This is a genomic window from Heyndrickxia sp. FSL W8-0496, assembly GCF_038007825.1.
GTDB classification, from domain to species: Bacteria; Bacillota; Bacilli; order Bacillales; family Bacillaceae_C; genus Heyndrickxia; species Heyndrickxia oleronia.
This window is the reverse complement of sequence record NZ_JBBOXX010000001.1, coordinates 2308712-2332863: the sequence shown is the minus strand read 5'-3', so window position 1 is coordinate 2332863 and position 24152 is coordinate 2308712. Positions and strand designations below refer to the sequence as shown.

29 protein-coding genes are annotated in these 24152 nt (G+C 33.7%); 3 read left to right on the top strand and 26 right to left on the bottom strand.

Translation table 11 applies throughout. The features are described from left to right. Window positions 1–166 precede the first annotated feature (166 nt). Entirely contained in the window at window positions 167–1057 is an 891-nt protein-coding gene (locus NST63_RS11780; RefSeq protein WP_212945260.1) for a superoxide dismutase, read from the bottom strand. 142 nt (window positions 1058–1199) lie between these two features. Here NST63_RS11780 and NST63_RS11775 point away from each other — a divergent pair, with 142 nt between their 5' ends. Continuing rightward, on the top strand, window positions 1200–2015 hold the full coding sequence (locus NST63_RS11775) for an EcsC family protein (RefSeq protein ID WP_212945259.1): 816 nt from the start codon (window positions 1200–1202) through the stop codon (window positions 2013–2015). Between the two features lie 102 nt (window positions 2016–2117). Here the strand turns inward: NST63_RS11775 and NST63_RS11770 are convergent, their stop codons facing one another. Both NST63_RS11770 and NST63_RS11765 read right to left on the bottom strand, forming a co-directional pair. After that, window positions 2118–3026 (bottom strand): hypothetical protein, encoded by a 909-nt coding sequence (locus NST63_RS11770; protein ID WP_212945258.1) that lies wholly within the window; start codon window positions 3024–3026, stop codon window positions 2118–2120. Window positions 3027–3086: 60 nt separating this feature from the next. Then, complete coding sequence (locus NST63_RS11765; RefSeq protein WP_341042191.1) at window positions 3087–3893, bottom strand: GNAT family N-acetyltransferase; 807 nt, start codon at window positions 3891–3893, stop codon at window positions 3087–3089. Window positions 3894–4853: 960 nt separating this feature from the next. Between NST63_RS11765 and NST63_RS11760 the strand changes: the two genes are divergently transcribed. Then, window positions 4854–5264 (top strand): GNAT family N-acetyltransferase, encoded by a 411-nt coding sequence (locus NST63_RS11760; RefSeq protein WP_212945257.1) that lies wholly within the window; start codon window positions 4854–4856, stop codon window positions 5262–5264. 116 nt (window positions 5265–5380) lie between these two features. Here NST63_RS11760 and NST63_RS11755 read toward each other — a convergent pair whose 3' ends face one another. From NST63_RS11755 to NST63_RS11710, 10 genes are all read right to left on the bottom strand, one after another. Beyond that, entirely contained in the window at window positions 5381–6235 is an 855-nt protein-coding gene (locus NST63_RS11755) for a metal ABC transporter permease (RefSeq protein WP_212945256.1), read from the bottom strand. Then, window positions 6181–6888 carry a metal ABC transporter ATP-binding protein gene (locus NST63_RS11750; RefSeq protein WP_058004449.1) on the bottom strand — a complete coding sequence of 236 codons (708 nt, stop codon included), beginning with the start codon at window positions 6886–6888 and terminating at the stop codon, window positions 6181–6183. The genes NST63_RS11755 and NST63_RS11750 overlap by 55 nt, the downstream gene beginning before the upstream one ends. A gap of 120 nt (window positions 6889–7008) precedes the next feature. After that, the gene (locus NST63_RS11745) at window positions 7009–7932 is read right to left on the bottom strand and encodes a metal ABC transporter substrate-binding protein (protein ID WP_212945255.1); all 924 of its coding nucleotides are present in this window, start codon (window positions 7930–7932) and stop codon (window positions 7009–7011) included. A 233-nt stretch (window positions 7933–8165) separates the two neighbouring features. After that, the gene (locus tag NST63_RS11740) at window positions 8166–8783 is read right to left on the bottom strand and encodes an NUDIX hydrolase (RefSeq protein WP_212945254.1); all 618 of its coding nucleotides are present in this window, start codon (window positions 8781–8783) and stop codon (window positions 8166–8168) included. 46 nt (window positions 8784–8829) lie between these two features. Continuing rightward, a complete protein-coding gene (locus tag NST63_RS11735) occupies window positions 8830–9738 on the bottom strand; it encodes a Gfo/Idh/MocA family protein (RefSeq protein ID WP_341042189.1) in 909 nt (302 codons plus the stop codon). 182 nt (window positions 9739–9920) lie between these two features. Beyond that, window positions 9921–10100, bottom strand: a complete 180-nt coding sequence (locus tag NST63_RS11730; RefSeq protein WP_341042188.1) for a YbxH family protein — start codon at window positions 10098–10100, stop codon at window positions 9921–9923. Window positions 10101–10154: 54 nt separating this feature from the next. Continuing rightward, complete coding sequence (locus tag NST63_RS11725) at window positions 10155–10400, bottom strand: sigma-G-dependent sporulation-specific acid-soluble spore protein CsgA (RefSeq protein WP_212945252.1); 246 nt, start codon at window positions 10398–10400, stop codon at window positions 10155–10157. Window positions 10401–10484: 84 nt separating this feature from the next. Continuing rightward, the gene (locus tag NST63_RS11720; protein WP_341042186.1) at window positions 10485–11453 is read right to left on the bottom strand and encodes a DMT family transporter; all 969 of its coding nucleotides are present in this window, start codon (window positions 11451–11453) and stop codon (window positions 10485–10487) included. A gap of 231 nt (window positions 11454–11684) precedes the next feature. Continuing rightward, window positions 11685–11975, bottom strand: coding sequence for a YxcD family protein (locus NST63_RS11715; protein WP_212945250.1), 291 nt, complete (start codon window positions 11973–11975; stop codon window positions 11685–11687). 1 nt (window position 11976) lies between these two features. Beyond that, a complete protein-coding gene (locus NST63_RS11710) occupies window positions 11977–12417 on the bottom strand; it encodes a hypothetical protein (RefSeq protein ID WP_341042185.1) in 441 nt (146 codons plus the stop codon). A gap of 247 nt (window positions 12418–12664) precedes the next feature. On the opposite strand from NST63_RS11710, the gene NST63_RS11705 reads away from it, so the two are divergent. Continuing rightward, the gene (locus NST63_RS11705) at window positions 12665–13426 is read left to right on the top strand and encodes a DUF1836 domain-containing protein (protein ID WP_058004440.1); all 762 of its coding nucleotides are present in this window, start codon (window positions 12665–12667) and stop codon (window positions 13424–13426) included. Between the two features lie 230 nt (window positions 13427–13656). Here the strand turns inward: NST63_RS11705 and hisIE are convergent, their stop codons facing one another. From hisIE to NST63_RS11640, 13 genes are all read right to left on the bottom strand, one after another. Continuing rightward, window positions 13657–14310 (bottom strand): bifunctional phosphoribosyl-AMP cyclohydrolase/phosphoribosyl-ATP diphosphatase HisIE, encoded by a 654-nt coding sequence (hisIE, locus tag NST63_RS11700; protein ID WP_242598275.1) that lies wholly within the window; start codon window positions 14308–14310, stop codon window positions 13657–13659. Further along, window positions 14291–15061, bottom strand: a complete 771-nt coding sequence (hisF, locus tag NST63_RS11695; protein WP_341042182.1) for an imidazole glycerol phosphate synthase subunit HisF — start codon at window positions 15059–15061, stop codon at window positions 14291–14293. The genes hisIE and hisF overlap by 20 nt, the downstream gene beginning before the upstream one ends. After that, window positions 15058–15762 carry a 1-(5-phosphoribosyl)-5-[(5-phosphoribosylamino)methylideneamino]imidazole-4-carboxamide isomerase gene (gene hisA / locus NST63_RS11690; protein WP_341042181.1) on the bottom strand — a complete coding sequence of 235 codons (705 nt, stop codon included), beginning with the start codon at window positions 15760–15762 and terminating at the stop codon, window positions 15058–15060. The genes hisF and hisA overlap by 4 nt, the downstream gene beginning before the upstream one ends. 16 nt (window positions 15763–15778) lie before the next feature. After that, window positions 15779–16387, bottom strand: coding sequence for an imidazole glycerol phosphate synthase subunit HisH (gene hisH, locus NST63_RS11685; RefSeq protein ID WP_212945247.1), 609 nt, complete (start codon window positions 16385–16387; stop codon window positions 15779–15781). Continuing rightward, complete coding sequence (gene hisB, locus NST63_RS11680) at window positions 16384–16971, bottom strand: imidazoleglycerol-phosphate dehydratase HisB (protein WP_341042179.1); 588 nt, start codon at window positions 16969–16971, stop codon at window positions 16384–16386. The genes hisH and hisB overlap by 4 nt, the downstream gene beginning before the upstream one ends. A gap of 42 nt (window positions 16972–17013) precedes the next feature. Continuing rightward, a complete protein-coding gene (hisD, locus tag NST63_RS11675; protein ID WP_212945245.1) occupies window positions 17014–18309 on the bottom strand; it encodes a histidinol dehydrogenase in 1296 nt (431 codons plus the stop codon). After that, window positions 18306–18929: an ATP phosphoribosyltransferase gene (gene hisG / locus NST63_RS11670; RefSeq protein WP_251337018.1), complete on the bottom strand. Its 624-nt coding sequence runs from the start codon at window positions 18927–18929 to the stop codon at window positions 18306–18308. Before hisG ends, hisD begins: the two co-directional genes overlap by 4 nt. Then, window positions 18926–20053, bottom strand: a complete 1128-nt coding sequence (locus NST63_RS11665) for an ATP phosphoribosyltransferase regulatory subunit (RefSeq protein WP_212945243.1) — start codon at window positions 20051–20053, stop codon at window positions 18926–18928. The genes hisG and NST63_RS11665 overlap by 4 nt, the downstream gene beginning before the upstream one ends. 193 nt (window positions 20054–20246) lie before the next feature. Next, entirely contained in the window at window positions 20247–20819 is a 573-nt protein-coding gene (gene clpP / locus NST63_RS11660) for an ATP-dependent Clp endopeptidase proteolytic subunit ClpP (RefSeq protein ID WP_212945242.1), read from the bottom strand. Between the two features lie 17 nt (window positions 20820–20836). Next, window positions 20837–21505: a sigma-70 family RNA polymerase sigma factor gene (locus NST63_RS11655; protein WP_212945241.1), complete on the bottom strand. Its 669-nt coding sequence runs from the start codon at window positions 21503–21505 to the stop codon at window positions 20837–20839. A gap of 68 nt (window positions 21506–21573) precedes the next feature. Continuing rightward, window positions 21574–22446, bottom strand: coding sequence for a metal ABC transporter permease (locus tag NST63_RS11650; RefSeq protein ID WP_341044183.1), 873 nt, complete (start codon window positions 22444–22446; stop codon window positions 21574–21576). Next, a complete protein-coding gene (locus NST63_RS11645; RefSeq protein WP_212945240.1) occupies window positions 22446–23375 on the bottom strand; it encodes a metal ABC transporter permease in 930 nt (309 codons plus the stop codon). The genes NST63_RS11650 and NST63_RS11645 overlap by 1 nt, the downstream gene beginning before the upstream one ends. A 5-nt stretch (window positions 23376–23380) precedes the next feature. Further along, the gene (locus NST63_RS11640; RefSeq protein WP_341042175.1) at window positions 23381–24139 is read right to left on the bottom strand and encodes a metal ABC transporter ATP-binding protein; all 759 of its coding nucleotides are present in this window, start codon (window positions 24137–24139) and stop codon (window positions 23381–23383) included. Window positions 24140–24152: the final 13 nt, after the last annotated feature.

The window sequence follows — 24152 nt, the reverse complement described above, 5'->3', positions numbered from 1 at the left end:
CATTTGATTCCCTTTATAGGGCATTTTTATTTATATCTACATGTGGTTCAAGTGTAATAGAAATTTACTTGTTTTTATATTCCATATGAATGAATATACCATCCTGAATATTGCAAAGGTCAAAATACTCTTTGTTATATATGCAGATTCCACTGACTTAATAGTCTCAAAAAGGTTTCCATTTTAACTTCTTTGCTTCCTCATAACGTTTTTCAACATTTCTCCAATACACAATATTCCACCATGCATCAACGTATTGATCGCGGTTATTTTTGTATTGTAAATAATAGGCATGTTCCCACACATCTAAGACTAAGAGTGGAATAGTATCCCATTGGGTTAGAAATTGATGTCTTTCTGCTTGAAGAATTTCTAAGCGATGTGAACGTGGTGACCATACTAATATGGACCATCCAACCCCTTCAACTTTTTTAGCAGCCTCTGAAAAATGCTTTTTGAATAGATCATAACTCCTAAAATCATTTCGAATTTGCTTTGCTAATTCACCTTGTGGCATCCCTCCTCCATGGGGGTTCATTACTTCCCAAAAAATTGTATGGAGATAATGTCCTGATCCATGGAACGCCGCTTCTCGCTCCCAATGTTTGATTAATTCATATCTATTTTTGTTACGTGCCTCCTCTAACATCGTTTCAGCCTTATTTAATCCATCTACATAACTTTTATGGTGTTTATCATGATGAAGTCTCATAATTTCTTCACTTATATATGGCTCTAATGCATTATACTCATAGGGTAATGGAGGAAGTATATGTTTACCAATTGGAATTGCCGTTTGAATTCTGTTTCGTTTTGCTTCTAGGGGCTTTAATGATTGATTAATGTCACTTACGGAGCGTTGAATCATTAAAATTTTTGATTCATTTGTTTGCGAGTCTTCAAGTTGCTTGTTAACTAGTTCTTTCGTTTCATTAATCAATAATTGAATATCCTCCTCCCCAGTATCATTGTTTAAATCTACAATAAAAATTGATACCTCTTCCAACCATGAATTTACATCATTCAAATAACTTCTCAGTTCTTCCTGATTGGCCATCCCCTTCATCTCCTCTCTCACTCACTATTTCTATTGTATTGTTGCTCACATGTACACATACCAAAATGTAGTCACGTATGTTGTAAAACCCGTCTGGAAAATATAGTATAATAATAAATAAAATGCGAAAGTGAGATAACAGATGGAATCAAGGGAAGAACTAGAACTAGAACTCAAAAAAATTAAAAAATGGGAAAAATCTGCTAGTGGCCTATGGATCTGGGAACGAATCAGCAGACTTCCATTTAAACTACTGGACAAGTTAACCCCTCATTTTATCCATAATAAGATTGGCATTCTTTTAGATGAATTAGGAAGTTTTATTCAAACGGGTGGCAAATATTTAACTTCTGAAAAACAAATTTTTCGCTTAATTGAAAAAGAGACTGAAGTTAGAATCGAAAGTTACGAGGACATTGATCATCTTTCTTTACAAGAAATGAGGACCATTTGTGATGACCTTATTCAACGTCGGACAAAGGTAGCCACACTCCAAGGAGCAACAACGGGGATTGGTGGAATCGTTACATTGGCGATCGATATTCCTGCAATTTTAGGCTTGTCATTAAAAACATTACAAGAAATCGCAATCGTTCACGGTTTTAATCCAAATAATAAAGACGAACGAATATTTATTCTAAAATGCTTGCAATTCTCATCTTCAGATGTTGTAGGGAAAAAAGCCATTTTAAAAGAGTTATCCGCCTTTTATAATCAAGATGAACGCTCTAATGAAGTAATGTCACAATTACAAGGCTGGCGCGAGGTTGTCTACACGTTCCGAGATCAATTTGGGTGGAAAAAGCTATTTCAAATGGTTCCCATTGCCGGAATACTTTTTGGAGCGATCTCAAACCGCTCCATGATAAATGATGTAGCAGAAGTTGGAAAAATGTTATATCAAAAAAGAAAGGTCCAAGAACGGTTACATCTTTTAGAAATGAAAGATTTTAATTAGATAGATGAAAACTTCATCAAATATTCCATAGAAAAAATAACAATGGCAAAACCACTGAAAATAAATGATCAGTGGTTTTATTTAAATAACTGGGTAATGGCTTTATTCCTGCCACCCTGTTAACTCATTATTATCAAAGGTTAAATGTTTAATATCTGAGTACACCCATTGTTCTGATACTCCTTGTTCTGTAGGGAATATCTTAATTTGTCGTGGTTTCCCCCAAGCTGAATGAATTACTTCCTGCTTTGACATACCAATCTCAAGCGGGATATTTTTTACTTGATCAGCTTTATATTCTTGATTCATAATTCTCTTATTAATTTTTACAATATATTTTTCTTTCCACTCATCTAATGCTACATATTTTGTAACAAATGCTTCTATTTCTTTATTTTTTTCTCCTTGATACATGGGGTTAATACTTGAAAGTAAGTCAAAGAAGTGGTTTGTTTCTCCATTTTTTTGAAATTCTTCAATGGCATACCCATACGATAACAAACTATCTAAAGTTTCTTTCTCTAGCGTATCATCTGTATAGGAATGTAAAGAATCAAAATTCCCATTTTCGATGATTGATAAAATGCTTTTTATCTTTTCTTTCTTAGCATCTTCTTCTTTTTTCACTTCTGCAACAATTTGCTTTACACTTTTAACTAAATCCTCTGACAATACTTCCTTATGATCTATAAATCCTTCAGTATACAAGAAATATAGTCTTTTATGATCCTTTGAAGTTATTAAATGTTGTACAACCTCATTATACATCTCATTAGCCGTATTTCTTGCTCTAGTTGTAGTAAACTGATCAATATATTGACTATATGTTTCGAAAAAATTCTGGGCACTATAATTCTCCTGTGCTTCAACTTCTAATATTTCCAACCAGGAAAGTTCTGTTTCTGTTGGCTCATTTCCTTCCTTTTCAGATTTTTGTTGAATCGTAGTATTCGAACATGCTGATAAAACAAGTATGGTAAACATTAAAAAAATCGAGAGTGCTTTTTTCAATATATACTCCCCCTTCATTGAGTTATTGAGAATTTATCAACATTCTATGTAGATTTATATTTATTTTTGCACCCAAATTGTCTTTGTATAAGCAATCTTCATCCCAGCTCGCTCCATATTATTTTGGCTAATGCTGCCGAACCTCGCTTGTCCAACAATCATTGTACAATCTAGTGCTTTTGCAAGTTGAATCCGGGAACTTATTAAGGCTTGATGAATTCCATTATTTCTAAAACTAGGTTCAGTAGCAGCTGCTGCAAGGGTTGCAATTGAATCTTGAATAAAGATGACACCAACACCAGCTGGTTGGTCGGAGAAGGATGCAAGATAAAAGGTCCAACCATCCCTATTATGTAGGACCTGATTATTTTGCGCGATTCCATCCTGTACAAATGCAGGAAGCTGGAATCCATTCGCATAAATTTCTGCGAATAAGTGAAATTCATCCTTTTCTAATTCACGTATCCATATTTCTGAATATGCATGATCATTTATTGATTGCAAATCGGCAAATAAAGTTGAATGAAAATCAGTTTGATAGAACCCAATATTAGCTAAATAGGTTAAGAACTTAGAGGATACATGTGCTGGAGTAATTTCTAAACGAACCGGAATATCTTTTTGCTTATAATAATTAATGATATTTTCAACTTCGTTTTGATCTTCATCTGTTATACCCTTTACAGTATTAAATGATGGTCCCGGAATATTCCTGGTTGAGAAAGCTGTAGCATTACCGAATGTTTTGACTTCAATCCCCATGGGATTTGAATGGATATTTTGAATAGCATTTAATCTTGAATGAAGTGTATTTATTTCAGCAGCTTCTAAAACTTTTGCCAATTCATTTGTTACTACAAGAGTCATATCCTTGCATCCTTTCTTTGTTAAACTGATTTTCATTAGAGCAAACATTCATTTCACTAGCTACACACTTAATATACTAATAAACGCTTATTTAGTAAAACAGATAATTCAGTAATAGCTTCCTTGTTTCCAAGTCGGTAAAAAATGCAACATATCCTCCATGAATTTTTTATTCACTTTTACCACCCTTATTAATCATCATTACTATTTTGTTAACATCCACAATAATATCATTCTTTCACTTCTTCTTTATTTCATTCCTCCATCTTACCCTCAAATGAAACATTTATATTTACCAAACGTATATCTAGTAATGAATAAAATGCGATGATTATAATATTCAAATCAGAATTTGCAAATTTAATTGTCAACCTAGTAAGCTATGTTATTGTTTTTACTGTACTAATTCGTATTTCTATTGGATATTATTGTCCATACTCGTATTAGCACATAGAGCAATTTACGACATAGTAAAGTACAAGAGAACTCATACAAAGGATTCATAAAAAAGTTTATTTTATTAATAACTCGACATTATTATTTTTGTAATATTTTTCCTAAAGAAATATGATTGTGTTATAATTGAGAAAAGGAGGAAAACAATGAAAGCTATAAAATTACCTATTGTCGTAATCCTAATCTCGTTAATTGTTGGTGCAATTGGATACTTTTTATTTATGAATGTTTTTATTCCAAATTTAATGGGAGCTCAGTAATAATCTGAGGTTTTTATTTAGTATAGAATTGCAATGTAACAAAATGCTTAGTAAGTTTAATTAAGTAATCCCTTCAAGTATTAAATTAATTTTAATTTGAAATACTTTATAGCCAAAAGTACATAGAAAAAGGAATTTTATTACTTAAAGAATCACATGCATCGTTTGGAGGTCATGATTTTGTTACTTTACTTTTGATATATCGTCAGCCTAAAAAGAATTAAATATTTAGGAGTTGAAAGTGATGATATATAAAAATTCTCTTGAGGAAGTTTCTTCGGACATGTTGAATGGCTTTTTTGTTGATTGGCTTAATCCTCCAAATCAACAAACCCATTTAAAACTATTAAAAAACAGTAGTAAAGTAGTCATTGCTATAGATGATAAATCTAATCAAGTAGTAGGATTTATAACAGCTATTAGCGACGGGGTGTTAACTGCCTACATTCCGTTACTTGAAGTGTTGCCAGAATATAAAAATAAAGGGATTGGTAAGGAGTTAGTCAAAAGAATATTAAAAGAACTAGATGATATTTATATGGTTGACTTGTGTTGTGATGACGACTTGGTTCCTTATTATGAGAAATTTGGAATGAGAAAATCAAACGGAATGATCGTAAGAAATTACGAAATGCAATCGGGAAATTTCAAATAAATTTAGATAGAAAAAAACACTTAGGTATATACCCCAAGTGTTTTTGTTTGTAAAAATTTTCAATTAGTAACAATTGTAATATGGAGTGTCTTTTTTATTGAACGGGATAGCTTTATTCAATTATTATATAATTGTTTATGCTTTTTCCGCTTCAAACTTCTGGCGAAATGAAGGATTAGTTTTTGAACAGAAAAGCCAACCAATAAAATGACTACTAATAATAGCGTGATGGTAGCTCCTGGTGGAGTTCCTAATTGATAACTTGTAATAAGACCTGAAAAAATACTAAATAATGCTATAATCATTGCTGTAGCAAACACCATTTTAAATCCTTTCGTTAACCGAATGGCAAAGGCAGCAGGTAGAACTAGTAAAGCTGAAACAAGTAATACACCAATCGTTGGAATGATCACTGAAATAGCCAAGCCGGTAATAATACTAAATGACAAGGATAAAAGTTTCGTATTAATGCCACTTGTAAATGCGGTATCCTCATCAAAAGTCATTAAATATAAAGGCCTTCGAAGGATAAAGAAATATAGTAAAATAACGATTGTAACACCAACCATTGTATAAACCTGTGAACTACTAATAGTTACAATCGATCCAAACAAGAACTGATCAATATTCGTAGTCATTCCACCATCAGTTATACTCATTAAAAATAATGCAAAGCTCAAACCTGCAGCCATTAAAATAGCAATCGACACCTCCGAATACGTATGATATGCCCTTCTCATATATTCAATCCCAACCGCACCAATGATGACTACAACAATCGTTGAAAACGTTACATTTGTATGAATAAAAAATCCAATCGCAACCCCTGCTAATGAAATGTGGGATAGTGTATCTGCCATTAATGCTTGCCTTCTTAAAACAAGAAAAACTCCTAAAAGTGGGGCGATAATACCGATTAGTCCACCAGCCCAAAACGCCCGTTGCATGAATTCAAGGTTAAACATTTCCATCCGCCTTGCTCCCCTTTCTCTAAGTGGATGATTTTATCAAGATAATCCTCTACCTCATCCTGATCATGTGTAACCATGATGACTGTGCGATTATGCTTTTTTACCTGATGACTCATAAACTCATAAAAGCCTTTTCGGCTTTCAAAATCCATCCCTGTTGTCGGCTCATCCAAGACTAATAGATCTGGTTCAGATGCCAATGTACGAGCAATACAAATTTTTTGTTTTTGCCCACCTGATAATGCGCCAATTTTGTGGTTTCGAAATTCCCACATACCAACCATTTCAAGTGCATTTTTTACATTTAACTCATCAGTTTCATTTAATCGCCTGAACCATTTTCCTTTTGGATATCTACCGGAACGAACAAGTTCAATTACTGTACTTGGGAAACCAACATTGAAGGATGCAATTTGTTGTGGTACATATCCAATCGTAAGACGTTTTCCTTGAGCATTTTTCTTACTAATGATCACTTCACCTTCCCATGGCTTTAATAAACCAAGCATAATCTTCAACATTGTTGACTTAGAAGCACCATTAGGACCAGTAATTCCAACAAACTCTCCACTATTTAATTCAAACGAAACCCCATTTAGTGCAGGGGTATGAGTATATCCAAATACAATATTGTGTAATGATGCTAATTTCACATGTACCAGTCCTTTCTCTAATTAAAGACAAAAAGCGTGCGTTTGAACATTGCACACGCTTTTGCTTTGCCTCAATAGTAAATTGCGAAGTAATATTAAGAAACAAGTGTGATTAACATTCTAATCAATTACAGACTTTTTAATCGCATCTAGATTCTTTTGCATTACCGTAATATAATTTGAACCCTTTTCCTGTTCTTCCTTACTTAAACCTTCTAGTGTACTTAATACTTCGGTTTTTGCACCAATTTCATTCGCTAATGTCTCAGCAACTTTTGGGGATGTAAGTTCCTCAAAATAAATGATTTTAACTTGATGCTCTTCAGCAAATTGTTTTAGCTCACTTAATTTAGACGGACTTGGTTCTTGAGAAGGAGATAAACCGGCAATAGGAACTTGCTTAAGTCCATATTCCTTTGTCAAATAACCAAATGCAGAATGCTGTGTGATAATTTCCTTTTTCTTCGCATCTTTTAAGGCTGTTCGGTAGTCTCGATCTAATTTTGATAATTTTTCAATGTATTGATCACTATTTTTTTGATAATATTCTTTATTTTTAGGATCAGCTTTTATTATTGCACTTGTTATTGCTTTAACTTCTTTCTGCGCTAATACTGGGCTTAACCAAACATGTGGATCAACATTTTCATGATGATTATCCGATGAATTTCCAGCTAAATGGATCTTGCTACTAGCCTCAACAAAAGAAAGTTTCTCATTCCCTACACTTTTTTGAATGGCAGGGACCCAAGTTTCGAAATATTGACTGTTATAGACAAATAGATCTGCATTTTGAATACGGCCAACATCTTTCGGTGATGGCTCCCAATCATGTGGTTCAATATTAGACGGAATTAAAAGTTCGACATTCGCTTTATCCTTAGCAATATTCTTTGTAAATTCATACATCGGATAAAAAGTAGTTACAATTTGCAATTTTCCATTGTTCCCATCTTTTACTGCAGACCTACTTGAACAGCCACTGACAATGAATAAAGTGGAGATAACCACTATTAGACTGATCATATAATGTCTTTTTAGCATATACGTACCTCGTTTCTATGAATCGACATAATTACGATTTATCATGTACAATTAAAATATAAGTATACTATTCTTTTATCTTTTCTTTTTTTAAAACAAAATCATTCCGATTTACAATTCAAAGGAAAAAGAAAAACAAAATATCCTCTCTAATAATAATACGGAATCATTCTTATTTGCAAGTATTTTATTTTTCCTTTCACCGACATTAATTTCAACTTTAGATGGATATATTAACTATCGCTAGATTCATTATTTATTATTTCAATAAAATTTTTTAATATATTTGCTGTTAATCCCCAAATAGTATAACTTCCATAAAAATAGAACAATTCATCCATATGTCTAATTTGCCATTTATATTTTTCCCCACCATAAATTGAATGGAAAGGAAAGTCTTTTTCAGGTTCTGCATGAAAATGTACCTTATAATATTCTGGATCTGTTTCCATAAAAAAAGATAAAGGAACTGTAAACGTTTCTGCTACTTCCTCTGGGTTAGGAATAATTTCTACCTCGTCTCTTATTATTCCTGCATATGGATAAATAATGGTACCAAATGGTGACACAACATAATCTAATGGAAATATTTGTTCTATATTTACTGAATCCACGCCAAGTTCTTCCTTTGTTTCACGAAGGGCTGTCATTTTGGAATCTCTATCAGTTTTATCTACTCTACCTCCAGGAAAACAAACTTCTCCTGGCTGCCTTCTCATATGATAGGCACGGACCTCGAATAAAATATGATACTCTTCTTTCTTCTTAATAATAGGTAAAAAAACAGCGTACTTGCTATAATTTATTTCACCAATTATTTTTGGAATTCGATTTAAATATTTCTCTAACAACTTAGATCCTCCCTTCTTCCATGTTCAAAAAATCCATTACAACTAATTAAATTTCTGCAATCTTATTTACAATCATTTCACATAACTCATGAGTTTTGACGAGTTCTTCTTTAGTAATGGATGGAGCATGATTATATTCAATTGCGTGAATAAAATCTGCTACAGCTTGTTCAAATCCACGTTTGTACAGGGTCTGTTCCCAATCACTATATCCAATTCTTGTTTCATTTCTATCTTTCCGAATGATTAAATCTGCCACATTGGTCACTACTCTTTTTTCTTCTGAATTCATCATTTCAAGTTTCTCTTCATTTGTTCCACTATCACGATTCATTATCCCTATTGCTGTACCATATTTTGAAATCAATTGAATAACTACATGGTAAAGAAGCTGATTTTGTTTTCTGCCATTAATGACAATATCCTCAATCGGATAAGGAAACATATATAGTAATGTATCTACAACATGGATAAAGTCATCAAAAATAAATTTTCTATTATCTTCAGGGAGGTTTTGGCGATTTTTTTGCATAATAATCATGTTAGGATTGGAAAGCTTTTTTAAATTTTTATAAGAAGGTGCAAATCTTCGGTTAAACCCCGCCGTTAAGATTAATTTATTTTTTTCTGCTAATCTAAGTAATTTTTCCGTTGATTCAAGATCATATGTAATTGGTTTATCCACATAAACATGAATATTATTTTCAAGAAGTTTTTCGATAATTTCTTCATGTGATTCTGTCGCACTATGAACAAAAGCTCCTGTAATTCCGCTAGTTATTAAAGATGATAGGGATTCATGGCTCTTTTTAAAACGATATTTTTCTTGAATATTTTTTAACTTGATTTGATTTCTTGTATAAAGATGGATTTCAATATTTTCAAGACTAGATAATACGGGTAAATAGGCTTTATTGGCTATATCCCCAAGTCCGATAATTCCAATTTTCAACATGATTTTCACCTCATTGTATTTATATTCTTCTATATTAAATATTAGCACGTATCCAGTAATGAATAAACTGAGACTCCAGTTTAAAAATGAAAAACAGACTACAATTTATAGTCTGTTTTATAGGAATATGACATTGGTTTACATAATAAAATTACAGTATATCAAATTCATCACTGATGGACCTATGCACAGTAGTGATTCACCAATTCTTCAATTTGATTATGTTCAGGGAATTTACCTTGGAATTCGAATTTAATTTCTTCAACAAATTTTCCTTCCTTATAGACATGTATTGCCCCATCTTGACTAATAACGCTAAATTCAGGTTCAAATATATAGCCATTTCTTTCAATTGCACCCATAGCTTGACATCCCCTTTATTTCAATTGCTTGCCATTTTAAATGATGATCAAACTTTAGATAAGTAATTCATAAACTTCATTTAGCTGATGTACTCTCTTCTCATCTTTTTCATTCTGTGCATAAGAAATTTCATCTTTTAAAATTGAGTTCAAAAAAGAAATTTCTTCCTCATCTAAATCTCTTACAAATTCTTCTTCGTTTTTATAATGATTTTGTAATTTTTTATAAATCCTTTGACCTGTTGACCGATTTACATGGTTTGATAATGATTCTCTTAAGTAGGCTAAAGTTGTATCCAATTATTTTCACCTCAAATTAGAATATACCTCTATCATATAAATTCGGTTAAAGATTCATAAATCATGCATACCAATTTTTCTTAATTAAGCACCAATTTCTTCATTTATAATTACATCTTTTGGACGTGAAATATAACTATGTAGAATCATTCCTATAATAACGAGAAAAATACCAAATAATGCAAACATTGATGGAAATGCTGCATGTAAAATAATAATTTCTCCAATTAAGGCAAATAGTATTTCAACAGACTGGGTTGCTTCCACAGCTGCTAGTTGAGAAACATCATCTTTAACAAGATCAGTCGCTTTAAAAAACAGGACAGTTGCAATGACTCCTGAAGAAATAGCAACAATTAATGACTGATTCAACTGGCTTACACTAGGAGTTCCGACTGTTTTAAGAGCATAAACAGATAGGATGATCCAAAAAGGAAGACTCGCAATTGTCATTCCTAATACCCTTTGAAATGGATCTAATCTTCCTTCACATATTTGCATCATCTTTCGATTACCCAGTGGATAGGCGAAAGATGCAATCAGAACAGGAAGCACAACCAATAATGTACTCTTTAGAGATATGTCCTCCCCTTGGTTAAATTGCATACAAAAGACACCAATTAAAATAATTAAGGACATCATTAATCCTTTAAAAGGGATTTTCCCTTTCACTTTTACAGGACCATTGGGTGTTTGGATCACTTCTGAGAAAAATGGGACAAGTAATGAGCCTGAAATGATGGTAATTTGCCATGTTCCAGCAACAAGCCAACCAGGACCATACGCAGATGAAAAACATAAAGGACCATAAAATAATCCAAACCCAACACAGCTCCATAATAACCATTGAACAGGATGCTTTTTCATTTCTCTTAGTAAATCTTTAAGACTTTTTCTCCATAAAACAATAATCAATAAAAATGGAATCATGAAAAAATAGCGTAATGATGCACTCCATAGCCAACTGCCACCAGAAAGCTCCATTGAACGATTTAGTACAAAAGTTATGGCAAAAAAGAAAGCTGCACCAATCCCTAATATAATTGCTTTCATAAACTACCTCCTTAGTTGAATCTATCCATGATGTATGTGTCTGAAGAATACGAAGATATCTACACCTGTACTTCATGTTATTGATCAGTTTAACTGACTAGATTATTACAAAAATTAAGAAAAGTGCTCTTTTACAAAAATCTATATTACAAGAATATTCGTTTAGACAAAAAAAATCTAGAGGAGTTTTTCCTCTAGATTTTTTAATATGCATTAAATAATTATTTCTGTTCAACTTACATATGCGATAATGCCTTCTTCATCATTTAATTCTAATTCTAATGCTACAGCCATAGGGTCTACTCCATGTTCCGTATCAAGCCAGTGACGAAGTGCTTCAATCAATTTCACTTCATTTAGCTGATGTAAACGATCATTTAATTCAACCTCTGCACCAAATCCAGTATCATCATCGAAAACTAATTCAACCGATACCTCTTCTGGTTGAATATAATTTTTGTCCGCAATATAGATACATATCGCATTGATGATATCTTGTTCGTATATCGCTGTCTTTTCCATATTAGTTATACCTTCTTGTTTTATTTCGCTTGAAGAAGCTGAAGATTCGTACAATAACCATAATCACTCCAATAAGAATGATGACATTTACAAATCCTGCAAGGATGGATCCAAAAGCACCCATTCCCATTCCTCCAAATAGGTTACCAATTAGTAATCCACCTAATCCACCAAGCAGCATACCTTTCATAAATCCGCCTTTATTGGTTTTATTGGTAACAGATTTTGAGTTTGAGTTTGAAAACGTATTATTTTTCTTTTCTTGCTGGAATCTATTTGTGTTTGTATTCTTATTCGTTGAAAAAGGTGTTGATTGTGAAGGACTATATGATCGTTTTCCTGAACGATACCCTTTAGCATCAGCATCATGAACAAAACCAATACTTGTGACACTAAATATTAATGTAAATGCTGTTAAAAACATGATCAGTTTTTTTCTCACTTATGATTCTCCTTTTTTAGTTAAAGTTTTTACGAGTTCCTATGAACCTATTATATGAACTTTTGAAGAAAAAATCAAGATTTTTTTATATTAGACACTAAAAAGTCAAAAATATCAAAAGATTTCTAACATCTTTTAGTAGAAATTCAATAGAGGATTTGAATTTTTTTTTAAATAGTAGTTTGACATTTCATATTACTAATCATAACATAAGTTCATAAGAACCTTGTTTTATGGAGGTGGAATGGTGCTTACCTTTCAATTAACTAGAAAAGAAATGGCTGAGCTATTATTATCTCTTAAAGGATGGAATAACAATCGGCCGATAACGATTCTCCAAGAAGCTTGGATTCGTTCAAATCATATCACAGTAGATGAACAAAAACCATTAAATGCATTTATTACAACCGTTTTAGCACCTATATTTGAAAAAGTGATTAAATATGATAAAACAGAAATTGCATTTTCATTAAATGAGATTGTTGCCCTTGGAAATCAAATAGAGAATACTAACTTTACGACTACTGCTGTTCAAAATTGGGTAAAAAGAGATATAAAAGAAATGATTTCTTCCCCTCAGAAAGGGAAAAAATATTCTTTGGAACAAACTGCATTATTATTTCTAGTTGAAGATTTGAAAACAGCACTAGATTTTGAATCGATTCGTAAATTATTAAAATTAGTCGTAAATGATCCGGAAAATGAAAATGATGATTTAATAAATCCCGTTCATTTATATGCAGCTTACTCTACTATTTTTGATCAAATCAATCAGCAATATCATAATCAAACAAGCCATACAATCCAAGATATTGAAAACATGATTGAATCAACTGCTAACCAATTGGTGGATGAGTATTCTCATCTTTCAGATAAACACCGAGAAGCTATTAGGAATACAATTGTTATTGCTACTCTATCTGTTTTCACAGCATATTTCCAAATGTATGCTCGCAAGTACCTATCGGCAACCTTATTTTTACAAGATTTTACGAACCAAAATTCTTGATCACTTTCAGCACTAAGTTTGTTTAGAAACTTAGTTTTTTTAATCCATTAAGACATTCGAAAAGTAATTTTACTATTTTTTATTATATTGATGCACTTATACTGTTTTTTAGATAATATGTGTCTTGAATGGATTATATAAATTAAGAAGTTTCGGTTCAAATGATTAATGTTTATAAAATATAAGCTATAAAAAAAACAGGCCCGACATAGACTCAGGTCTGTTTACTATTACCAGTTTTTAATTTCTTGACGGTCTCCTTTACTATTTCCCTTTTTTGCGAATCTATTTTTTAATTCTTCTTCAATTTCAGAAAGTGAAATGTTTTTCTCTGCCATCAAGACGAAAATATGATAAAATAAATCACTGCATTCACTAATCATTTCTTTAAAATCGTCATTTTTAGCAGCTATAATGACCTCTCCAGCTTCTTCTATCACTTTTTTTCCTATTTTATCGATACCTTTACTAAGCAAATAGTTGGTATATGAATTCTCCAAAGCATTTACTTTCCGATCATTGATTTCCGTCATCATCTTATTAAAGATATCTGTCTCCTTTTCATTTGGCTCAGAAAATCCCGGAACTGTACGATAAAAACAAGAAGTCTTTCCTGTATGACAGGCAGGTCCAGTTGGTTCAACATAAATAAGCAATGTATCCGCATCACAATCAAATTGAATGGATTGCACCTTCTGTCTATTCCCAGAAGTCGCACCTTTATTCCAAAGTGATTGACGACTGCGTGAATAGAACCATGTTTCCTTCGTTTCCAAAGTTTTTTGATATGCTTCTTCATTCATATAAGCAAGCATTAAGACATCTTTTGAATGTATATCAACAATAATTGCAGGAATTAATCCTTTAGAAAAATCGAACATCACGAATATTCACCCCATTTTCCTTACAAATTTCCTTTACTTCTTGAATCGTACATACACCATCGTGAAAGATCGATGCTGCTAATCCTGCAGATACATTGGTTTCAGCAAAAACTTCAAGAAAATGGTGAGGCTTTCCACAACCACCTGATGCAATGATTGGTATATTTACACTATCAACTATTGTTTTTGTTAAGGGAATGTCGAAACCATCTTTCACTCCATCACAATCAACACTTGTTAACAGAATTTCTCCAGCTCCTAAGCGTTCCACTTCCTTCGCCCATTCGATCGCATTTAAACCTGTATCCTTATTTCCTCCATGTGTCATCACATGCCATGTACCGTTAGGAAATCGTTTTGCATCTATTGCTACCACTACACATTGAGAACCAAAGCGATCTGATGCATCTTTTATTAATTGCGGATTAGCAACAGCTGCAGAATTAATTCCTATCTTATCCGCTCCCGCCCTTAGCAATTCGGTTACATCATCAATCGTTCTTACTCCACCACCGACAGTAAAAGGAACAAACACTTCTTCTGCAGTTTTCTTTACCACATCAATCATTGTTCTTCTGCCTTCATTTGTTGCGGAAATATCCAAAAAAACTATCTCGTCTGCACCATTTTCAGAATAAAATTTTGCTAAATCTACAGGATCACCGAGCTTCCTTAAAGATTTAAAATTGACGCCTTTTACGACAGATCCATTTTTAACATCTAGACAGGGAATAATTCTCTTGGCAATCATATGTGATCCCTCCGGAGAGTTACCTTTCCATCATATATTGCTTTACCAACTATCGCTTCAGTTATCCCAATCCCTGACAAAGAAAGAATATCCTCATAATGACGTATTCCTCCTGATGCAATAATTTTACAACCGACTTCATTGACGATTTTTTCTAGTTGATAAAGATTAGGTCCACTCATTGTTCCATCCTTTGAAATATCGGTGTAGATAATTGTTTCAACGCCAAGCTGCTCCATTTTTTTTGCAAATTCTAGATAATTCACATCTGAAATATTTTCCCATCCACTCGTAGCCACTTTTCCATTTTTTGCATCGATGCCAATGACAATGTGATGATGATATTTTTTTAATGCTTCCTGCAAGAATCCTGGTTTTTCAATTGCTGCTGTCCCTAACACCAGTCTTGCAACCCCTGCACAAATATATTGATCAATCGTTTCTAGATCACGAATACCTCCACCGACCTGAATAGGTATACTCGAAATTTCTACTAGTTGCCTAATTAATTCAAACTGTACACTCGTTCCCCTTCTTGCTCCATCAAGATCAACAATATGTACAAGCTCAGCTCCATCCTCAATAAATTGTTGAATTTGTATAAGAGGATCACTTGCCACTTCAGTGGTTTTTCGAAAATCCCCTTGGTACAACCGTACACATTTTCCATTTATTAAATCAATCGCCGGTATTATCTTCACCTTGTAACCACCTAACTTAATTATTTACAATTTTTATATTATTTGACTGAAGAAATATTTCTATTAACTTCCTACCAATAGCCCCACTTTTTTCAGGGTGAAATTGCATTCCATAGATATTTCCCTTACGCACAATTGCTGGAATCTGTGTACCATAGTCCGTAGTAGCCAATACATATTTAGAATCAGTTTTTGCTATATAGGAGTGAACAAAGTAAACATATTGATCTTGAAATCTTCCAAACTCTTCGTCCTTAACATCAAGTGTATTCCATCCGATATGGGGGAGTGGATCAACTGTACACATTTTTTCAACTGTTCCTGGAATTAAATTTAAACCCAATGATTGCTCCCCCTCATACCCCTTTGTAAATAATAATTGCATTCCTAAGCATATTCCTAAAATGGGTTTGGATTTGGCTAATTCATGTAAATTCTCTCGCAATTGGCGGTTATTAAGTTCTTGAGCAGCCGCTTGGAATGAACCGACTCCTGGAAGGATAATATGTGATGCTCTTTCTAGTTCTGTTTGATTATCAGTCACACATACATCACAGCCTAAACCTATCAGCGCATTGGATACACTTGAGATATTCCCCATTCCATAATCAATAATAGCAATCATTCGAGTAACCCCTTTGTTGAATTGACTCCATTAATTTTCGGATCAATGGTAATTGCCTGACAAAGTGCACGACCTAAGGCTTTAAACAATGATTCAATTTGATGATGCGTATTTTCTCCATATAACACTCTAGCATGTAATGTAATGGCTGATTGATAAGCAAAAGCAATAAAAAATTCTTTCACTAATTCCGTATCAAATGCACCTAATTTAGGATTAGTAAATTGTGCATCAAAATGTAGATATGGTCTGCCACTAATATCTACTGCTACAAACCCCAATGTCTCATCCATCGGTACGTAAGAATATCCATATCTTGAAATTCCTTCTTTATTTCCTAATGCTGCCTTCACTACTTGACCTAAAACAATTCCTACATCTTCTACTGTATGGTGACCATCAATGTGTAGATCTCCTTCTGCTTTAATATGAAGTCCGAACCTTCCATGTTTGGCGAATAACTCAAGCATATGATCAAAAAAACCGATCCCTGTTTGAATTAAAACATTTGACGGATCGTCTAAGTGAATTGCCACAAATATCGATGTTTCATTTGTTTGTCTTCTTTTTTCTGCTGTACGCATGAAGCTCACTCCTTCTTTACAAGTCCATCGGGCCATATTCTATTACATTTGTTTATTTTCTTGAATTCTTACTTGAACTGCTCGTGCATGTCCTGCTAACTTTTCTTGATTTGCTAATGTAACCACATCTTTGGAGGCATTTTCCAAAGCTGCTTTAGAATAATATAAAAATGTAGTTTTTTTCATAAAATCATCAACGGATAGTCCGGATGAAAACCTTGCCGTACCACCTGTCGGTAATACATGGTTAGGACCTGCAAAATAATCCCCAAGTGCTTCAGGAGTATGATAACCAAGAAAAACAGAACCCGCATTTTTGACTTTATTTAAATAGGTTAGAGGCTGATCTAATTGAATTTCTAAATGCTCGGGGGCTAATTGATTCACTAAGTCAAATGCCACATCTATCGAATCAACTATGACACTAGCACTTTGAAATTCTAGTGATTTCTCAGCAATTTCCCTCCTCGGTAAACATTCACATTGTTTAATTAATTCCAACTTGGTTTCGCTTAATAATTTCTCACTAGTAGTAAAAAGAAAAGTGCGTGCTTGAACATCATGCTCAGCTTGAGCAATTAAATCTGCTGCAATAAATGTTGGATTCGCATTTTCGTCCGCAATGATAGCTACTTCAGATGGACCTGCAATCATATCGATACCAACATCACCAAATACTAGTGATTTTGCTGCAGCAACATAGGCATTGCCCGGACCAACAATTTTATCCACTGCTTGCATCGTTTCGGTCCCATATGCAAGTGCTGCAATTGCCTGAATCCCACCAATTTTATATATCTTATCTACACCTGCAATATCTGCTGCTACAGATAAAATAGGTGAAATCCTTTCTCCCATTCTTGCAGGAGTGGTCATGATGATCTCTTCAACGCCTGCAAGGGAAGCAGGAATGGCATTCATAAGTACAGTTGAAGGATAACAGGCTGTTCCACCAGGCACATAGATTCCTACTCGTTCTATCGGACGAAATAGTTGACCAGATATGACATCATCAGATAAATCCATAAATCTGGACTGTTGAAGTTGTTTTTTATGAAATTCTTTAATATTTTTAGCCGCTTTTTTTAGCGAAACAACGATTTCATTTGATATATTTTTCCATGCAAGTTCTCTTTCTTCTTTTGTAACTTCCCATTGTTTTGGTACTATACCATCAAATTTCTTAACATATTCTTTTAGAGCTTCTTCTCCATTTAAACGAATAGACTTAATGACTTCCTTTGCAATGTTTACTATTTCTTCCTGCATTGATTTTTCTTTATACCGACATTGAATAAAATTATTGATAAATTGCTCAGGTGAATAGTTGTGAATCATCGAATTTCCTCCTTAGGAACAATCGCCTCAATTAACGGTGTTATTAGCTCACGTTTTATTTTCAAAGATGATCGATTGGCAATGCAACGCGCAGAAATCCAATGAATATCTTCTGTTACGATTAGGCCATTTTCCCTTAATGTCGTTCCAGTTTCTACAATATCAACTATTGCATCTGCTAAACCCAATAATGGTGCTAGTTCAACTGAACCCTCTAGTTTTACAATATCAACAGATTCCCCTTTTTTTCGAAAAAAATCTGTTGTAACATTCGGATATTTAGTTGCAATGGTCCGTTTCTGTTTTCGTTTGACGCCTTTTTTTTCTTGTTCAGCTAGTGAAAAACGACATTTTCCAAACGGGAGAGGCAATAAATTATAAACATCTGGTTGATATTCAAGAAGAATGTCTTCACCAATGATGCCAATATCCGCAATTCCATGTTCAACATATGTTGCTACATCTACACCCTTAGCAAAAATAAATTGAAAATTTTCTGTTTCTACAGATAGTTTTCTTCCCTTATTAACTAAAGGATCAATATTATAAGATAAAGTGCGAAAGTAATTAAGAAATTGTTCTTCCAGCCTACCTTTTGTTAATGCAATACATATCTTCATTTCTCAATCACCTCGTAATCACCATTGCTTCCTATTATATTTAGCACCTTATCAAACGCATCTAGATTTGTTGCCTTATCCAGAACTTCAACAATTGAATCCTTATATCGTTCCCTTAATTGTTCTGCTATTGAATACGTTTCTTCAGTTGCAATCACACAAATTTTTTCTCTATTTTTCTCTACTTGTATTTGTTCAGCTAACTGATCTGCATCAAATGCTAAACCAACAGCACTAATTCTTTGTTCAAATTGTTCATACAATTTATCATAACGGCCACCTGAATAACACGTTGCACCATTTTCCTTCAGAAAACCTCTAAACATAATCCCAGAATAATACGGAAGATTTTTTACTCTTCCTAAATCAACGATTATGTCTGTTTCACCCATTGACTGTAGCATCAGTGATAATCGTTTTATCTCCCCTAGGATGTTCAATAAGGTGGCGTCATTTTTCCAACGGATTTCATACATTTCTATTACTGACTCAAAGTTGCCATAGGCATCGACCAAAGATACAAACTCATCGGCAATCTCATGATTGCCATGGTTTTTAGCTATTTGATAAACCGTATCTTTTCTTTTATCATGCATAGCTAAACGCAATTGCTCAAAATCATTTTCACTTAAATTTAATTGCTTGGATAATTCTTCAAAAATTCCTGTATGGGCTAGTTCGGTTATGTATTCCGATATCTTCATCTCATTAAGAAAATTTCTAGCCATAAATAAGCATTCACTTTCAGCTAGTAGATTGGAATAATTGATTATTTCTATTCCAACCTGTCTACCCTCTACCCCCAGTTTATTTCTTCTGAAAATAGAGCCTTGATATGCCCATTTTTGAGGCTTGTCACTATGCTTTGCTATAGCTCTTGCGATGGCTGTAGTCCAATCCGGCCTTAATACTTCAATATCACCATCACTGTTAAACCATTTCAACATGTTTTGCAAGGGCATTCCGACATATTCATTTGTAAATGTACTCGCATATTCTACAACCGGAGTCGCTATTTCTTGATACCCCCTTAAAGTAACAACTTGTCGAAATGTTTCAAACACCTGGTTCTGCCGGCTAACTCTACTCCCCAACATATCTTTACTACCACTTGGTAAAAACATATTTTCACTTCCTACACCACTAATTCTTTAGTATATTATCACTCTACCAAACTAAAGTATTTTGAGTTGTATTTACAATAGCACAGTTCTTTGAAAAACGTCAATACATTAAAATTAATGGAATGGCTTTTAACTACGTAAAAAAAGAGTACACCTCTAATTTTAAAGTGTACTCCCTTTATCAAAATTAATATCAAATGATTTTATCAATAATCCCATACTCAAGAGCTTCTTTAGCAGACATGAAATAATCTCGATCGGTATCTTGCGCAACCTTGTCATAGGATTGTCCTGTACGTTCAGCAATCATTTTGTTTAAATGCTCTTTAAGCTTTAAGATTCTTTTTGCAGATATTTCTAAATCAGTCGCCTGCCCTCTTACGCCACCTAGAGGCTGATGGATCATAATTTCACTATTTGGTAATGCCATTCGTTTCCCTTTTGTTCCTGCCAATAGCAGCATTGCACCGAATGAGGCAGCTAAACCAATACAGATGGTTTGTACATCAGGTTTGATATATTGCATCGTATCCAAAATGGCAAAACCAGCAGATGTCGATCCTCCAGGACTATTAATATAGATGGAGATATCTTTTTCTGGGTTATCAGCAGCTAAAAATAATAATTGCGCGACTACACTGTTTGCAACTGAATCATTGATTTCATCGCCAATGATAATAATACGATCCTTTAATAATCTTGAATAAATATCAAATGATCTTTCACCATGCGATGATTGCTCTATTACATATGGAATTGTATTCATGCTTTTTCCTCCTGTTTTTAAGCTGCTCGTAGTTGGAGGCTTGTCGAAATGGAAGGTGATGTCGATTTCAAGTTAAACAATCGGAATAATTCGACAAGAATAGATGGATTTTCATTTTTTATCGCTTCATACGTTGCATGAAGCAAAGCTTCCCTCTGTTCAATATTCATATATGTTGACTGCAACAACCTTTGAGGATCATTATCTGCCACAATATTTTTTAAACGATTACGAGTTCTAAATAATGAAGCCTTTATGGCACCTTCTGTCATATTTAAGGATTCGGAGATTTCTGAAAGACTGTATTGAAAAACATCCTTTAAAATGAAAATTACAGTCTGTTGATAAGATAAATTTGAAACAAGTTTTTCAATTGTTGAGTATAGCTCTGGAAGATCCTTTATCGGATCATAGGATGGTTCTTTTAATGAACCATTTACTACTTTCGAATCTTTTCGCATTTGATCTACCCATCGATTATGTGCAATACGATACAATAAGGCTATATTGATACTTGCATTTTTATCAATATATGTTTTAAGCATTTTTTCCATCGTTTCTTGAGCCAAGTCATCCCCATCCCAGTTATTTCTTGTCATCATTCGACAATACCTCTTTAGAGCAGGATAGAAATTTGTTATTTCTGTTTTATCAATACCAGATTCATGACCAAGCTTGGTTTTCAAAGTGATCACTCCTTTTGAACCTCTATATAATAAACGAATCTTAACAAGAAAAAGTTACGGGTATGAAATTAAATCACTAATTTTTTTCTCCGCCATTTTTTAAATAAAACTCCATGCTTCGGCGAAGCAAACAAAGTAATGAAGAAAAGGAAGCCTGCTACCATAATCATACATCCTGCAATTGATGCATCCATTAAATAGGCAAAATAATAACCTAATACCGCGCTCACGATTCCTGTAATCATACTATAAATAATCATGATAAACAGCCGATCAGTAAGTAAATATGCAGTTGCCGCAGGAACTATTATCATTCCAACAACAAGAATGGCACCAACACTTTCAAAAGAGGAAACAGTTGTTAAAGAAACGAGGCTCATTAACAAATAATGAAAGAAAACAACTGGTATTCCTAATGCAGCTGCCATTGCTGGGTCAAATGAACAAAGCTTAAATTGTTTATAGAAGAGCCCAATTACTAGGATATTCAATAAAAAAATACTCCCCACGATCCAGACCGCTTTTGGACCTAATTCCATCCCATTTATTATAAATGTATCCCATGGTGCATAAGCAATTTCCCCATATAGAACACAATCAAGATCCAGATCAACCTGCCTAGTAAATAAACTGACTAATACGACTCCTCCTGCAAATAGTGCTGTAAAAACGACTCCAATCGATGCATCAGATTGTACACCATTATTTTGAAACATTTGTATAAGAAAAACAGTAATGATCCCTATAACCGCAGCACCTATCATCATGACGAAGGAATCTCTTGTTCCACTTAGAAGAAAGGCAATAACAATCCCCGGTAATATGGCATGACTAATAGCATCACCAATCATTGACATTTTTCTCAATACTAAAAAACAACCTACCAAGCTACACGAAGAAGCAACTAGTGAGCCAATTAACATAATCCATATATGATTCATCATGCATTTCCATCCTTTATTGCTTGTTTAAGTTGCTGTTGGTTCATTATTTCTGTTTTTGCCCTTTTCTGTCTCATAGCCTTAGCTAATACTCCTCGACTAGGAGCAAATACAATTGAAACGACAAAAATACTTGTTGCTGAAAGGACGATCAATGGACCAGTTGGTAAATTATTTGCCCATGTACTAATAATTGTACCAATTAATCCACTTGTTCCGCCAAACAGTCCCGCTAATATAACCATTATATGCAATTTTTCCGTCCAATAACGAGCTGATACAGCTGGGATAATTAATAATGCTGCCATCAAAACAACCCCTACAGCTTGTATTCCAATCACAACAGCTATGACCATAAGTAGCATAATAAATTGATCAAGAATCATTGTAGGTAAACCGATTCCTTTTGCAAAGCCTGGATCAAAGGATAGTAGTTTAAATTCTTTAAAAAAGACAATACTTACTCCAATTAAAAACAAACTAATCCCTGCCATCGTATACACATCGGAATGAACCATTGATGCCGCCTGACCAAACAAAAATTTATCCAATCCACTTTGATTCCCACTCGCGCTATGCTGAATTTGTGTTAATAAAACAATACCAATGCCAAAAAATACAGTTAAAATAATCCCTAATGCAGAGTCTTGTTTAATCCGAGAATATCTTGTAATAAAACTAATTAACATTGTTGCTAGAATACCAGCGATCATCGCGCCGATTAAGAAAAAAAAGATTGATTTCGTTCCAGTTAATATAAAGGCAAGACATACACCTGGTAAAGCAGCATGAGATAAGGCATCCCCCATTAACGATTGCTTGCGCAAATAAGCAAAGCATCCGATCACCCCACTGCTTATACCGAGTAAAACGGAACCAAATAAGATCCATTGAGTATTGGGGTCTTGAAAAACTTGAAAGATATTCATTTCTCTCACCTCGAATTAATCAGTATTGGTGATGTTTCAGAATCAAGCATCGTTAATTTGCCACCATATGTTTTTTGGAGATGGTCCTTAGTAAATAAATCTTTCGTAGGTCCTGCCGCAATAAGATGAACGTTCAACAAGATAAGCCAGTCAAAATATTCTTGAACCGTATTTAAATCATGATGTACAACCAAAACTGTTTTACCTTGCTTTTTTAAATCATTGAGAAGTGTAATAATTGCTTTTTCGGTCGCCGCATCCACTCCAACAAATGGTTCATCCATAAAATATAGTTGGGCATCTTGTGCTAATGCTCTTGCAAGAAACACACGCTGCTGCTGTCCACCTGATAATTGACTAATTTGCCGTTGTGCAAATTCTTCCATCCCAACTTTTTCTAAACATTCCATAGCGATCCTTTTATCCTTCATCCCTGGTCGTTTAAACCAGCCCAAATGGCCATATCTTCCCATTGTTACAACGTCTAATGCATTAGTAGGAAAATCCCAATCTACCGATTCCCTTTGCGGAACATATCCAACGATTTTCCTTTTCTCTTTATACGTTTTCCCATATATTTCAACAGTGCCTGAAACAGAAGGAATTAATTCCAAGATCGATTTAATAAGTGTTGATTTCCCCGCTCCATTTGGACCAATAATACCGATTAAATTACCTTCAGGAATATCAAAGGAAACATTTTCTAGGACAGGTTTCTTTTGATAAGCTACAGTTAAATTCCGAATACTTAATGGTGTAATCATCTTGAATTTCCTC

Excerpts from the sequence above, each read along its gene's own strand:
- clpP (WP_212945242.1), bottom strand. The coding sequence starts at position 20,819 with ATGAATACAATTCCATATGTAATAGAGCAATCATCGCATGGTGAAAGA.
- NST63_RS11735 (WP_341042189.1), bottom strand. The coding sequence starts at position 9,738 with ATGTTGAAAATTGGAATTATCGGACTTGGGGATATAGCCAATAAAGCC.
- NST63_RS11650 (WP_341044183.1), bottom strand. The coding sequence starts at position 22,446 with ATGAATCATATATGGATTATGTTAATTGGCTCACTAGTTGCTTCTTCG.
- NST63_RS11775 (WP_212945259.1), top strand. The coding sequence starts at position 1,200 with ATGGAATCAAGGGAAGAACTAGAACTAGAACTCAAAAAAATTAAAAAA.
- hisB (WP_341042179.1), bottom strand. The coding sequence starts at position 16,971 with ATGCGTACAGCAGAAAAAAGAAGACAAACAAATGAAACATCGATATTT.
- NST63_RS11730 (WP_341042188.1), bottom strand. The coding sequence starts at position 10,100 with ATGGGTGCAATTGAAAGAAATGGCTATATATTTGAACCTGAATTTAGC.
- NST63_RS11745 (WP_212945255.1), bottom strand. The coding sequence starts at position 7,932 with ATGCTAAAAAGACATTATATGATCAGTCTAATAGTGGTTATCTCCACT.
- NST63_RS11665 (WP_212945243.1), bottom strand. The coding sequence starts at position 20,053 with ATGTTTTTACCAAGTGGTAGTAAAGATATGTTGGGGAGTAGAGTTAGC.
- NST63_RS11645 (WP_212945240.1), bottom strand. The coding sequence starts at position 23,375 with ATGAATATCTTTCAAGTTTTTCAAGACCCCAATACTCAATGGATCTTA.
- hisF (WP_341042182.1), bottom strand. The coding sequence starts at position 15,061 with ATGATTGCCAAGAGAATTATTCCCTGTCTAGATGTTAAAAATGGATCT.
- hisD (WP_212945245.1), bottom strand. The coding sequence starts at position 18,309 with ATGATTCACAACTATTCACCTGAGCAATTTATCAATAATTTTATTCAA.
- NST63_RS11755 (WP_212945256.1), bottom strand. The coding sequence starts at position 6,235 with ATGGAAATGTTTAACCTTGAATTCATGCAACGGGCGTTTTGGGCTGGT.
- NST63_RS11760 (WP_212945257.1), top strand. The coding sequence starts at position 4,854 with ATGATATATAAAAATTCTCTTGAGGAAGTTTCTTCGGACATGTTGAAT.
- NST63_RS11765 (WP_341042191.1), bottom strand. The coding sequence starts at position 3,893 with ATGACTCTTGTAGTAACAAATGAATTGGCAAAAGTTTTAGAAGCTGCT.
- hisG (WP_251337018.1), bottom strand. The coding sequence starts at position 18,929 with ATGAAGATATGTATTGCATTAACAAAAGGTAGGCTGGAAGAACAATTT.
- NST63_RS11715 (WP_212945250.1), bottom strand. The coding sequence starts at position 11,975 with ATGGAAAAGACAGCGATATACGAACAAGATATCATCAATGCGATATGT.
- NST63_RS11720 (WP_341042186.1), bottom strand. The coding sequence starts at position 11,453 with ATGAAAGCAATTATATTAGGGATTGGTGCAGCTTTCTTTTTTGCCATA.
- hisH (WP_212945247.1), bottom strand. The coding sequence starts at position 16,387 with ATGATTGCTATTATTGATTATGGAATGGGGAATATCTCAAGTGTATCC.
- NST63_RS11780 (WP_212945260.1), bottom strand. The coding sequence starts at position 1,057 with ATGGCCAATCAGGAAGAACTGAGAAGTTATTTGAATGATGTAAATTCA.
- NST63_RS11640 (WP_341042175.1), bottom strand. The coding sequence starts at position 24,139 with ATGATTACACCATTAAGTATTCGGAATTTAACTGTAGCTTATCAAAAG.